This window comes from Psychrobacter sp. FDAARGOS_221, assembly GCF_002313155.2.
Taxonomy (GTDB): Bacteria; Pseudomonadota; Gammaproteobacteria; order Pseudomonadales; family Moraxellaceae; genus Psychrobacter.
This window is the reverse complement of the sequence record NZ_NWFK02000001.1, coordinates 2,450,401-2,464,429: the sequence shown is the minus strand read 5'-3', so window position 1 is coordinate 2,464,429 and position 14,029 is coordinate 2,450,401. Positions and strand designations below refer to the sequence as shown.

4 protein-coding genes are annotated in these 14,029 nt (G+C 43.4%); all 4 read right to left on the bottom strand.

Annotated features, from left to right (window positions below; translation table 11 throughout):
* Nucleotides 1-19: 19 nt before the first annotated feature.
* The gene (locus A6J60_RS10330) at nucleotides 20-1,579 is read right to left on the bottom strand and encodes a surface lipoprotein assembly modifier (RefSeq protein ID WP_096065922.1); all 1,560 of its coding nucleotides are present in this window, start codon (nucleotides 1,577-1,579) and stop codon (nucleotides 20-22) included.
* A 405-nt stretch (nucleotides 1,580-1,984) separates the two neighbouring features.
* Entirely contained in the window at nucleotides 1,985-9,097 is a 7,113-nt protein-coding gene (locus A6J60_RS10325) for a transferrin-binding protein-like solute binding protein (protein ID WP_096065921.1), read from the bottom strand.
* 401 nt (nucleotides 9,098-9,498) lie between these two features.
* Nucleotides 9,499-11,703: a transferrin-binding protein-like solute binding protein gene (locus A6J60_RS10320; RefSeq protein WP_096065920.1), complete on the bottom strand. Its 2,205-nt coding sequence runs from the start codon at nucleotides 11,701-11,703 to the stop codon at nucleotides 9,499-9,501.
* 398 nt (nucleotides 11,704-12,101) lie between these two features.
* On the bottom strand, nucleotides 12,102-13,775 hold the full coding sequence (locus A6J60_RS10315; protein ID WP_096065919.1) for a transferrin-binding protein-like solute binding protein: 1,674 nt from the start codon (nucleotides 13,773-13,775) through the stop codon (nucleotides 12,102-12,104).
* Between the last annotated feature and the right edge of the window lie 254 nt (nucleotides 13,776-14,029).

Here is a 14,029-nt window from a genome sequence, read left to right as displayed (position 1 = left end):
AACTAAGATGAAGATAAAATTAGAAGGTTTTAGTTAACATAACCGTTGCTGTTTTATCATCTCTGTCATCATAATAAGCAAAGTTACTGCTGGTCTTATCATAATCAAGCACCAAGCGTGGCGTTAGACCCAGAAGTGTCAAGTCACGCTTCCAGATTTGTAAACCGATCGACTTGGTCTTATCTTCACGTCGGCTACCCGGCTCGCCACCAAAGGTACTGTAATAGTTAACTAAGGCGCCTTCTGAAAGATCCTCAGCAGGGTCGTCATATTTTTTAACCCCATAGCCGACAGTAGCTAAGGTTGATACGCCTTGACCCCATTCACGCCCCCAACCAATATTGACTGAATTTCGGTCATAACTAATAATGCTGGCTTTTGGCACATCATTTTCATAATGGCCAATACCACCATAAAAGTACTGATTCGCATCTTGAATATATAAGCCATTTAAACCATAAAAACGACCATCGGTTTCACGGTTTTTATTGTTATTGTCATCAAAGGTTTCGTTAGAGAAGATACCGGTTGCGGTTAGTTTGAACTTAGGCTGAACCCATCTTGATGCTTTTAAAGTCACCCCTTTACGCCAGCTGTATGGGTCTTCACCATAATAACGCTTGGTCACAAATGGCGTTACAGAGAAGTCATTTTTGGCATCATCATAGCCGACACCCGCAGAAGCGGTTAATAGATAATCGTTATACTCACTGGCATTCCAATAACCTTTAACAAAAGCATTACCGCCAAGCTCTGCATAGTAGTTTTTAGGTAAATTAATACGTTTGCTAGCACTGGCAGATACTTGTAAGCCATTGCCTGATTCCGGCTTCGGCGTTGTACCCAACTTGCCGGTCATTTGCTTTTCAGGCACATCATTTAAGTTATCGTCTTCTACATAACTAACCGATGCATTGAATCGCCACTCTTCTTGCTGCTCAATACGCTCTATCAAGCCAGTCACTCGTGCCATAACTGGCTCAGGAATGTCTGCACCTCTTAACTTTTGCAACTGGTCTTGTGCAGCAGCATATTGCTTATCTGCATATAAGGCTTGTGCCATGTTCAATCGTACTGGATGGAAGTCTGGGTTTTCAGCCAACATATCTTTATAGATGGCAATGGCTTTTTTATTCTGACCCTCACTGCGATATACCAAGGCATCGGCAAAATTAATCAACATCGGGTCGTTGACTTGTAGTCCTTTATAATGAGGGAGTAGCGCTTTAACAGTGGCCATATCTTGTGCAGCTAAAGCGGCATTTAAGTACTTAGTGAAAGCAACGGGATCCGCTTTTAGCGCTTCTAAGTCATAGCTTTGTGCTACCTGCTGTGGTCGACGCTGTTCCAGTGCACTTTTCAGCTCAGAGGTGGTGACTTTGGCAGTCGGTACTGTTTTATCAAGTACTGCGTTTTGTCTTTCTAGACGTTCAAGCTCTGATGCTTGGTCAGTTGCGCCCTCTCCAATACCAGCAAAATCATTACTGGTGTCGTCTGCCGCATAAGCCAGTGGTGTATATACCATGCTTAATAAAAGCGCAGTGGCGGTAACATTCTTTAAAAAATGCGATTGTGTCATAGTTATCCCTAACATGTTCGCTAAGCGTTAAGATAGCTCAGCACGTCTTTCCATAAATAGAATACGTAATTGGATTAAAATCTTCTGCCCTATGAAAACATTAAAATAGTATGTTTTGCAACATGCAATCTACTGTTTCAGTAACTTATGGTCAAGTTATATTAAAACTTAAGCAGGCCAGTCGTACTAGCATAACCTAAAAAAGTTACTTTCACAGGCTCTACCCTTAACTATAAGATAATATTGATAATTTTGCGAGAAAAAAAGCGCCATTAAGGCGCTTTTTTTCTTACTGCTTTGCTTTAAATGGAAGTTTATATTGCTTGGACAATATGATTATTAAACCTAACCACGGCTAACAATCATAGCATTACTCCTTAAAATAAACATAAGAGGAACTGATTACTACTGTTTCTCAGCTCCGAATGTACCTTGGAACTTGGTTCCTGTACCTGCAACATCACCTTTACCGCCTTCAACTGAAGCGTCTTGGTAGATACCGCCTAAGAACTGAGCATCTTCACCATAGAAGCCGCCGGCAGTATCAATACCATTCACGTTACCTGCGAAGGTATTACCATCGATTGTTGCTTCAATGCCAATCTTGTTGCCTTCTGGCATATATTTGAAGTCACCGTCAAAGGCAAGCTCACCTTTCACTGAGTTATTCACAAAGTCAACATCAAAGTTTGATGACCCATTAACTGGTGCAAATGCATCGTTATTACCATCGCCTAAGTGAATGTTTTCGATGTATGTGGCACTACCTGCATAGGTTGCTTTACCATCGTTAACTTCTTTTAAGTAGTCGATGTCTTCTTGAGCCGTTAAGTGACCTTGTACGTACACGTTAGCAACGCGTGATAGATCACCAACAAATCCTGAGTTGATATGTCCATACACATGACCAACTTGCATTTGCGTATCAAAGCTTTCATACACAGACTTATAAACAAAGTCTGGATTTAAGCCGCCTTTACCAGCTTCAACTACTACTTTTTTAGGTGTATCTAAAGCAATATCTATTTGCTTTTGTACTGTGTCAGGCTTCACCATATCAGCACGTAGTGATAACTTGTTAAATGCAGTAAAGTTATCGCCATTTTCTGTATCTACAGGAACTAATGTTCCGTCCTTATCAACTAAGTCATCTTGGTTGCCTGACCAGTTTGATTTGTCATTACGGATAGCAACATAACCAATCGCATTCTCTAATTCACCTGCACCAAATGGCAGTGTGCGCTTAGTACTACTTAATGCCGTTGATTGGAAACCGGTCATTTCAGCATCAGGTGCTACGTCTGGGTTAACAGGGCCTGTTGGTTCAGTAGGCTCTGTTGGGTCTACAGGATCTACAGGTGCAGGCGGAGCTACTTTTTCCGCACCATAAGTACCTTTACCTTTGCTATCACTATAAACGCCGCCTAATAAATCAGCATCATTACCATAGAAACCACCTTGGGTATCTAAGCCATTCCAGTTACCTGCAAATTTATTACCAGTAATCTCAGCTTTCAGCTTCTTGTCAGACATACCAGCAAATGATAACGAACCATCTACTTGCTGATCAACAAAGTCGACATTAAACTTAGAGCTACCCAGTACTGGGCCTTCAACATTACCGTTTTCCATGTAGGTGGCGACACCTTCATAGTTGACTTTACCATCATTGAGTTTGTTATCAATATTGTACTGTGATAACTCTTTCATGTATTTCATGTCTTCAGCACTGGTTGACTTACCTTGTGCATAGACAGTTGATAGTTTGCCATCAGCATATAATGTTCTATCGATTACCCCGTAAACGTGACCAATTTGCATGTCTTCATTGAAATTGTTGTATACAGAAGTGTAGTTTAAATCACGTGACTTAGACTCGTTAACCTGGCCTACACCTGGCACAATAACTTTACCAGTATGAACTTTAAATCCATCCTTATTACCATTATATGCTTGGTCAGATGCTTTATCTCTAAGAGTCAGATTAATTGCCTCTGAAGCATAGCGTGTGTCAAGCTCATTAACTCTACTACTTAAAATATCGAAGCTGCTTGTATTATTATCTACAATATCACCACGCTTAGTTTCTCTATGACCATCTAAGTTGTTGCTCTGCACACCAGTAATAGTGCTAGAAGCAGCTACTTCTGGATTCTCTGGAGCAGGCGGTAACTCTTTTGAAGCCGCTAAAGCATCTTCTGCTTCTTTAGCTCTCTTTTCTGCTTCCGCCTTAGCAGCCAGTGCTTCATCTCTAGCAGTATTAGCCTTAATTACATCATCCTTAGCCTTCTCAGCAGCTACTCTCGCTTGATCTGCTTCCGCTTTAGCCGCATCCGCTGCTGTATTGGCTTCAGCAACTAACTTGTCTGCTTCGGCTTTGGCATCACCGATGGCTTTATCTGCAGCTGCCTTGGCATCTAGGGCTGCTTGTTCAGCAGTTTGTTGTGCTTTTTCGGCTGTAGCTTGTGCTTCTTTAGCTGCAGCTTCAGCAGCTTGTGCCTTAGTCGCAACTTCTTCAGCAGCTTGCTGTGCTTCTTCTGCTAAGCGCGCACGCTCTAACGCAGACTCTAATGCACTTTCACCATCACCAGCGTTGGCTAGGTTCTCTTGTGCTTTTTCTAACGCCGCTTGAGCTTTCTGGGCATCAGCCTGAGCTTTCTCTGCGGCCGCTTTGGCTGCGTCTGCTTTAGCTTGCTGCTCTGCAATGGCTGCTTGTGCTGCTTCTGCTTTGGCTTGAGCATCTACGGCTGCTTGTTCTGCTGCAGTCTGTGCATCAGATTTAGCACCATAAGTACCTTGTGCTCCGTTACCTTCGTAAACACCGCCTAGGTATTGTGCGTCACCGCCATAGAAACCACCTTCGGTTGCATAACCTGCATTATCTGCTGCTGCACCTGAGAATTGGTTGCCATCAATGCCAGCTTTAAGCGCGATATCACCTGCTTTGTCAAAGCTTAATTTACCTTCTAGGTTTTTATTAACAAAGTCTGCAGTAAATACCGATGAACCAAATTCAATGGCATTACCAAGACCCAGCTTGCGATGGGTCGCATCACCGGTATAACCAACCGTACCTTCTGTTGGCATATTCTGGGCTTGAGTGGCGTTACCAATCACAGCGGCACCATTTACTGGCAACTCAATACCACTAAAGACGGCTTTACCATCAATGTGGCCAATGCGCATGTCATCGCCAAAGTCTTTATAAGTTGAGGTGTAGCTTAGTGGTAGCTCTTGACCTAATGCACCAACAATTGCATTGTCATCATGTGCTTTAAAGCCATTTGTACCAGCAACATCGGTATCGCCTTCACCTGATGTGGTGATGGTTAGTTCACCTAATAACCCAGGCTTATCAGGAGTAGTCGGATCTTGTGATGCTAGGTCAGCACGTGCAACAACGCTGTTGTCATCGGCGCTAAAGTCACGTGTAGTTGTTTTAAATACTTTGCTTAGTGGCGCAACGTCAACATTTAGTGTCTGTACACCGCTCTTCGCTGATTCAGGCGCATTCTTAATCTCAGCTGCTGCCGCTGCATCAGTCGCTGCTTGTAGTGCTGCTTGAGCATCTTCAACTTGCTTCTGTGCCGCTGCAATAGCGTCTGCTGCGGCTTGTTGGGCTGCTGCCGCTTCCTCATTGGCTGCATCAAGCGCTGCTTGTCTACGATCTACTTCTGCTTGTAGCGCTTCTGTGTTACCGCCGCCACTTGCTAAGGCATCAGCCAAGGCTTGTTCTGCTTCTTCTAAAGCTTTTTGTGCGTCTGCTAATTCTGATTTAGCCGTCTCTGCTTCTTTTTGAGCAGCTTCTGCTTTGGCTTTCTCTGCTGCAGCTAGCTTATTAGCAGCGTCTGCCTCTTTCTGCGCTTGTAGCGCATCTGCTTCTGCTTGTTCTTTCTGTTTGTTCGCTTCAGCAACTAAAGCCTCTGCATCTGTCTTCGCTTTGTCAGCGGCAGCATTGGCTGCATCTGCTTCGGCTTTGGCTGTCTGAGCAGCTTCGTTGGCAGCTTCTGCTTCTGCTTTGGCTGCAGCAACTAACTTGTCCGCTTCAGCTTTAGCTTCACCCACTGCTTTGTCGGCTGCTTGTTCAGCGGCTGCTTGTGCACTTTCTGCAGCAGCTTTGGCTTGTTCAGCGGCTTTTTGTGCTGCTTGAGCTTTGGCTGCTAGCTCTTCAGCTGCGGCTTGTGCAGCTTCTGCGGCTTCTGCACGTGCTAGGGCGTTAGCTAAACCGCCGTCTCCGCCTTCACCAGCGTTGGCTAGGTTCTCTTGTGCTTTTTCTAACGCCGCTTGAGCTTTCTGGGCATCAGCCTGAGCTTTCTCTGCGGCCGCTTTGGCTGCGTCTGCTTTAGCTTGTTGCTCTGCAATCGCTGCTTGCGCTGCATCTGCTTTAGCTTGAGCGTCTACGGCTGCTTGTTCTGCTGCAGTTTGTGCATCAGATTTAGCACCATAAGTACCTTGTGCTCCGTTACCTTCGTAAACACCGCCTAGGTATTGTGCGTCACCGCCGTAGAAACCACCTTCAGTTGCATAACCGTCATTATCTGCTGCTGCACCTGAGAATTGGTTGCCATCAATGCCAGCTTTAAGCGCGATATCACCTGCTTTGTCAAAGCTTAATTTACCTTCTAGGTTTTTATTAACAAAGTCTGCAGTAAATACCGATGAACCAAATTCAATGGCATTACCAAGACCCAGCTTGCGATGGGTCGCATCACCGGTATAACCAACCGTACCTTCTGTTGGCATATTCTGGGCTTGAGTGGCGTTACCAATCACAGCGGCACCATTTACTGGCAACTCAATACCACTAAAGACGGCTTTACCATCAATGTGGCCAATGCGCATGTCATCGCCAAAGTCTTTATAAGTTGAGGTGTAGCTTAGTGGTAGCTCTTGACCTAATGCACCAACAATTGCATTGTCATCATGTGCTTTAAAGCCATTTGTACCAGCAACATCGGTATCGCCTTCACCTGATGTGGTGATGGTTAGTTCACCTAATAACCCAGGCTTATCAGGAGTAGTCGGATCTTGTGATGCTAGGTCAGCACGTGCAACAACGCTGTTGTCATCGGCGCTAAAGTCACGTGTAGTTGTTTTAAATACTTTGCTTAGTGGCGCAACGTCAACATTTAGTGTCTGTACACCGCTCTTCGCTGATTCAGGCGCATTCTTAATCTCAGCTGCTGCCGCTGCATCAGTCGCTGCTTGTAGTGCTGCTTGAGCATCTTCAACTTGCTTCTGTGCCGCTGCAATAGCGTCTGCTGCGGCTTGTTGGGCTGCTGCCGCTTCCTCATTGGCTGCATCAAGCGCTGCTTGTCTACGATCTACTTCTGCTTGTAGCGCTTCTGTGTTACCGCCGCCACTTGCTAAGGCATCAGCCAAGGCTTGTTCTGCTTCTTCTAAAGCTTTTTGTGCGTCTGCTAATTCTGATTTAGCCGTCTCTGCTTCTTTTTGAGCAGCTTCTGCTTTGGCTTTCTCTGCTGCAGCTAGCTTATTAGCAGCGTCTGCCTCTTTCTGCGCTTGTAGCGCATCTGCTTCTGCTTGTTCTTTCTGTTTGTTCGCTTCAGCAACTAAAGCCTCTGCATCTGTCTTCGCTTTGTCAGCGGCAGCATTGGCTGCATCTGCTTCGGCTTTGGCTGTCTGAGCAGCTTCGTTGGCAGCTTCTGCTTCTGCTTTGGCTGCAGCAACTAACTTGTCCGCTTCAGCTTTAGCTTCACCCACTGCTTTGTCGGCTGCTTGTTCAGCGGCTGCTTGTGCACTTTCTGCAGCAGCTTTGGCTTGTTCAGCGGCTTTTTGTGCTGCTTGAGCTTTGGCTGCTAGCTCTTCAGCTGCGGCTTGTGCAGCTTCTGCGGCTTCTGCACGTGCTAGGGCGTTAGCTAAACCGCCGTCTCCGCCTTCACCAGCGTTGGCTAGGTTCTCTTGTGCTTTTTCTAACGCCGCTTGAGCTTTCTGGGCATCAGCCTGAGCTTTCTCTGCGGCCGCTTTGGCTGCGTCTGCTTTAGCTTGTTGCTCTGCAATGGCTGCTTGTGCTGCATCTGCTTTAGCTTGAGCGTCTACGGCTGCTTGTTCTGCTGCAGTTTGTGCATCAGATTTAGCACCATAAGTACCTTGTGCTCCGTTACCTTCGTAAACACCGCCTAGGTATTGTGCGTCACCGCCGTAGAAACCACCTTCAGTTGCATAACCGTCATTATCTGCTGCTGCACCTGAGAATTGGTTGCCATCAATGCCAGCTTTAAGCGCGATATCACCTGCTTTGTCAAAGCTTAATTTACCTTCTAGGTTTTTATTAACAAAGTCTGCAGTAAATACCGATGAACCAAATTCAATGGCATTACCAAGACCCAGCTTGCGATGGGTCGCATCACCGGTATAACCAACCGTACCTTCTGTTGGCATATTCTGGGCTTGAGTGGCGTTACCAATCACAGCGGCACCATTTACTGGCAACTCAATACCACTAAAGACGGCTTTACCATCAATGTGGCCAATGCGCATGTCATCGCCAAAGTCTTTATAAGTTGAGGTGTAGCTTAGTGGTAGCTCTTGACCTAATGCACCAACAATTGCATTGTCATCATGTGCTTTAAAGCCATTTGTACCAGCAACATCGGTATCGCCTTCACCTGATGTGGTGATGGTTAGTTCACCTAATAACCCAGGCTTATCAGGAGTAGTCGGATCTTGTGATGCTAGGTCAGCACGTGCAACAACGCTGTTGTCATCGGCGCTAAAGTCACGTGTAGTTGTTTTAAATACTTTGCTTAGTGGCGCAACGTCAACATTTAGTGTCTGTACACCGCTCTTCGCTGATTCAGGCGCATTCTTAATCTCAGCTGCATCTTGCGCCTCAGCGGCTGCATTGATGACATCTTGAGCCTGTTTTTCCTTAGCTTCTGCTGCTGCAATGGCCTCTTGAGCTGCGGCTTCTGCTGCTTGTAAGTCCTGCAATGCTTTTTCAGCTTGCTTGGCTTTTTCTTCAGCGGCTGCTTGAAGTGCTTCTGAGTTACCGCTGCCTGAGTTAAGTGCCTCTTCTAATTCTTTTTTGGCTTGTTCTGCTTCAGCCTTCGCTTGCTCTGCTTCGGCTTTTACTTTTTCCAACTCTTCTTTAAGTTGTTGGGCTTCTTGTCTGCTTTTCTCAGCTTCAGCCTGTGCTTTTTCTAGTGCGTCACTTTCGCTCGCATCATCTTTTTCATCATCTGTTGATTCATCGCTAGGATCGGTGGCTTCAGGGTCGGTTGTATCACCTTTAGTATCATCCTGATTATCTGTAGATTCATCCTGATTATCAGTCGACGAATCGGTGTCACCGGTATCTTGATTACCTTCATTGCCGTTACCTGTTTCTGATTTTTCATCGTCAACAATAGGGGTTGGGCTTGAATAATAAGATGAACTGCCATCAGACCCGCATGAAGCAAGTATGACAGAGGATATCAGCACGACGCTGGCTTTAAGGGGGGTGTTAAGTTTCTTTGATGTAGCATCCGCTAAGATTAAATGACCAATAGGTGACATCCGACTTCCTCCATGAAGATAAAAAATCCATTCAGCTTTACTATAAATGAAACAGTTGAAATACTGTGCATTAATACTTGCAAATTCTTTATATAAAGTCAATCCTTTTAAATAGTTAGTAAGGTCATAGAAACATTGAAACTAACATTAACATTATTTAAACCCATACTGTAAATGATAGACGGAAACTATCAAAACCATATAGTTATTACCTATAATTGAATAGGTTCAATAACTTAATTTTTATATACAACTGAACTCAACAGGTCATAATTATTTACAATTTTTTTAGTACCATGAATGAACCATAAAAATTTAAATATAAGTTAAATTATCTTTTCAGCTAAAAAAAAGCGCCCCATTGGGACGCTTTTTTTATAAAAATTACTTCTAGTTTTGGCTTATTGTTTCTCAGCTCCGAATGTACCTTGAAACTTGGTTCCAGTACCTGCGACATCACCTTTACCGCCTTCAACTGAAGCGTCTTGGTAAATACCGCCTAAGAACTGAGCATCTTCACCATAGAAGCCACCGGCAGTATCAATACCATTCACGTTACCTGCAAAAGTATTACCATCGATAGTTGCTTCAATACCAATCTTGTTGCCTTCTGGCATATATTTGAAGTCACCGTCAAAGGCAAGCTCACCTTTCACTGAGTTATTCACAAAGTCAACATCAAAGTTTGATGACCCATTAACTGGTGCAAATGCATCGTTATTACCATCGCCTAAGTGAATGTTTTCGATGTATGTGGCACTACCTGCATAGGTTGCTTTACCATCGTTAACTTCTTTTAAGTAGTCGATGTCTTCTTGAGCCGTTAAGTGACCTTGTACGTACACGTTAGCAACGCGTGATAGATCACCAACAAATCCTGAGTTGATATGTCCATACACATGACCAACTTGCATTTGCGTATCAAAGCTTTCATACACAGACTTATAAACAAAGTCTGGATTTAAGCCGCCTTTACCAGCTTCAACTACTACTTTTTTAGGTGTATCTAAAGCAATATCTATTTGCTTTTGTACTGTGTCAGGCTTCACCATATCAGCACGTAGTGATAACTTGTTAAATGCAGTAAAGTTATCGCCATTTTCTGTATCTACAGGAACTAATGTTCCGTCCTTATCAACTAAGTCATCTTGGTTGCCTGACCAGTTTGATTTGTCATTACGGATAGCAACATAACCAATCGCATTCTCTAATTCACCTGCACCAAATGGCAGTGTGCGCTTAGTACTACTTAATGCCGTTGATTGGAAACCGGTCATTTCAGCATCAGGTGCTACGTCTGGGTTAACAGGTGCTATTGGAGTCTCAGGTTCACTTGGCTCTTCAGGTGTTTCTGCCACGTCTTTCGCTGCACCGTAAGTACCTTGAGCTTCATTACCTTCGTATACACCTCCTAGATAGTCAGCATCACCGCCGTAGAAACCACCTTCAGTTGCATAACCATTGTTAGCGTCAGCAGTGCCAGAGAATTTATTACCATCGATATCGGCTGTTAATGAAATATTACCAGCTTTTTCAAAGCTTAGATCACTTTCAACTTTCTTACCAACAAAGTCGGCCGTGAATTCAGAGGTACCAAACTCAATATCATTACCAATACCTAGCTTACGATGAGTAGCATCACCGGTATATTTGGCAGTACCTTCAGTAGGTACATTCTCAGCTTTAGTGGCATTACCTACGACAGCGACACCATCAACTGGCAACTCCATACCACTATATACTGCTTTGCCGTCAATATGACCAGTGCGCATAACATCATCGTAGTCTTTATAAACTGAACTATAAGTTAGCGGCAACTCTTGACCTAATGCACCTACAACAGCCTCGCCATCATAAGATTTAAATCCATTAGAGCCAGCAACTTCACTATCGTTATCACTTGAAATAGTGACTGGAACTTCACCTAATAGACCATCACCAGCACCTGGCTCTGATTCTGATGCTAAGTCAGCACGAGCAATAACACTGTTTTCGTCTGCTTCAAAGTCGCTGGTTGTTGTTTTGAAAACTTTACCTAATGGCGCAACATTAACGTTTAAAGACTGTACACCTGACTTGGCTGCTTCAGGCTCATTTGGCTCTACTGGATCTGTGCCTTCAGGATCTGTGCCTTCGTCACCAGTGCCATTATCGCCTGTACCTTCATCACCAGTACCATTATCGCCTGTGCCTTCATCACCGGTGCCGTTATCGCCTGTGCCTTCGTCACCAGTACCGTTATCGCCTGTACCTTCATCACCAGTACCGTTATCGCCTGTACCTTCATCACCAGTACCGTTATCGCCTGTGCCTTCATCACCGGTACCATTATCGCCTGTGCCTTCATCACCGGTACCGTTATCGCCTGTACCTTCGTCACCGGTACCATTATCGCCTGTGCCTTCATCACCGGTACCTGGATCTATTTCTGGATCATCTGGGTTCGTAGTCGGTGCAGAGTAATATGAGCTAGAAGAACTATCTAGTCCACAAGAGGCTAGAATTACAGACGAAATAAGGACCACACCTACTTTTAGTGATGTGTTTAGTTTCTTAGAATTTGGGCTTTCTGATTTGCTTAAGACTGAATGACCGATAGTTGACATTCGACTTCCTCCTTGAAGATAATAAAGTCCATTTTACTTTTCAAAAAAGATGTAACAGTCGAAAGACTGTACATTAATACTTGCAAATTATAAATATAAAGTCAATTATTTTAAAAGGCTTAGTACGTTACCAGTAGTACTTAGTCTTTAATTTGATATGAAGTAATTATCAATAACTATAGTTATTATCTTTCAATAAACCTATACACAAAAACACATCATGTCTACGGAAAAAACTAATTTAAGCCACAACTTGATCAGTCATTAAGAACTGTACTTTAAGAAATTTTATTTATTAAAATTTAATGGCTATTATTTATATTAAATATTAATCATAGTGACAAAAAAAGCGCCCCAATGGGACGCTTTTTTATATTTTCGAACCACTAAGTTTTGGCTTATTGCTTTTCAGCTCCGAATGTACCTTGGAAAGTGGTACCTTCTCCGGGTTGCTCTCCTTTACCGCCACGCGCTAATGCTTGTTGGTAAATACCACCTAAGAACTGAGCCTCTTCTCCATAAAAACCACCAGCGGTGTCAATTTTATTGGCGCTACCAGCAAATGTATTGCCATCAATCGTTGCTTCGATACCAATTTTACCGGTTGGGTTATATTTTAAATCACCCTCAAAGGCAAGCTCACCTTTCACTGAGTTATTCACAAAGTCGACATTAAAGTTAGAAACACCATCGACAACTGGACCACCACGTACACCATCTTTAAGATGCAGGTTTTCCATATAAGTGGCAACACCTGTATAAGAAACCATGCCATCATTAATATTATTATCAATATTATATTGAGCCAGCTCTTTCAGATACTTTATATCTTCAAGATTAGTCGCATTACCTTGCACGAATACAGTAGATACGCGTGCTGCATCACCTATATTAAAGAAGTCGGTACGTGGATTACCGTAAATATGACCAATCTGCATTTGAGAATCAAAGTTTTTATATACAGAAGTATAGTTTAGATCTAACGCAACCGGTCCTTGTACTTTAGTAGATTCAGTATGAAGTTTAAATCCATTACCATAATCAGAATCTGAATCACTACTAATATTGATCTCAACCTTCTCTTTTACAGAATCCGGCTTAGTCATATCAGCACGTACGGTCACCTTATCATAACTGGTAAAGTTATCACCTTGACCATTATCAATAGGTACTACTGCGCCATCTACTGTCTGTGTTTCCGTATAATCAGATTTATCATTGCGAATTTCAGCGTAACCAATAGCATCATCTGTAACCGCACCTTTCTTACTACTTAGTGTATTGCTTTGGAAGCCAGTGATTTCAGTATCAGGCATTGCCTTGTCAGCAGCAGCTTTTGACTCAGCCAATCGAGCATCAGCGGCAGCTTCTTCAGCAGCCTCTTCGGCAGCAGCTTTTTCATCGGCAGCTAATTGGTCAGCAGCTTCCTTATCTGCAGCGGCCTTTTCATCGGCAGCTAATTGGTCAGCAGCTTCCTTATCTGCAGCGGCTTTTTCATCAGCAGCTAATTGGTCAGCAACTTTCTTATCTGCAGCGGCTTTTTCATCGGCAGCTAATTGGTCAGCTGCTTCCTTATCTGCAGCGGCTTTTTCATCGGCAGCTAATTGGTCAGCTGCTTCCTTATCTGCAGCGGCTTTTTCATCGGCAGCTAATTGGTCAGCAACTTTCTTATCTGCAGCGGCTTTTTCATCGGCAGCTAATTGGTCAGCAGTTTCTTTATCTGCAGCGGTCTTTTCATCGGCAGCTAATTGGTCAGCAGCTTCCTTATCTGCAGTAGCTTTTTCATCGGCAGCCATTTGGTCAGCAACTTTCTTGTCAGCAGCGGCCTTTTCATCGGCAGCCATTTGGTCAGCAGCTTTCTTATCAGCCGCTTCCTTATCTTCTTCAGCACTACCATCACTACCGATATCAGTTGTAGGCTGAGTGTAATACGCGGTAGAAGAGCTATCCAATCCACAAGAAGCTAGAATAACAGACGAAATAAGAGTAACGCCTACTTTGAGCGAGGTATTTAGTTTTTTTGATGATTGGGTGTTTGAACCGATTGAGATTGGATGCTTAATTAGCGACATTTGACTTCCTCCATGAAGTTATGTGAATTCCATTTTAAATTAATAAAATGAAACAGTTAGATTGCAGTAAGTCAATCTTTACAAATTAGTTACATTAAGTCAATCTTTTTTTAAAACTGCTTTTAGGTAAATTAAATACAAACAACACTTTAACAACTACTATCTACTTTAATCTTTATATTTAATTTTCACTTAAACTATTCTCGATTAACAGACAACAGCCACTGTCTTAAACCAAACAACAGACAATAAAA

What these genes read in the sequence shown, in the direction of transcription:
- A6J60_RS10325 (WP_096065921.1), bottom strand. Translation starts at nt 9,097, where the DNA reads ATGTCACCTATTGGTCATTTAATCTTAGCGGATGCTACATCAAAGAAA.
- A6J60_RS10330 (WP_096065922.1), bottom strand. Translation starts at nt 1,579, where the DNA reads ATGACACAATCGCATTTTTTAAAGAATGTTACCGCCACTGCGCTTTTA.
- A6J60_RS10315 (WP_096065919.1), bottom strand. Translation starts at nt 13,775, where the DNA reads ATGTCGCTAATTAAGCATCCAATCTCAATCGGTTCAAACACCCAATCA.
- A6J60_RS10320 (WP_096065920.1), bottom strand. Translation starts at nt 11,703, where the DNA reads ATGTCAACTATCGGTCATTCAGTCTTAAGCAAATCAGAAAGCCCAAAT.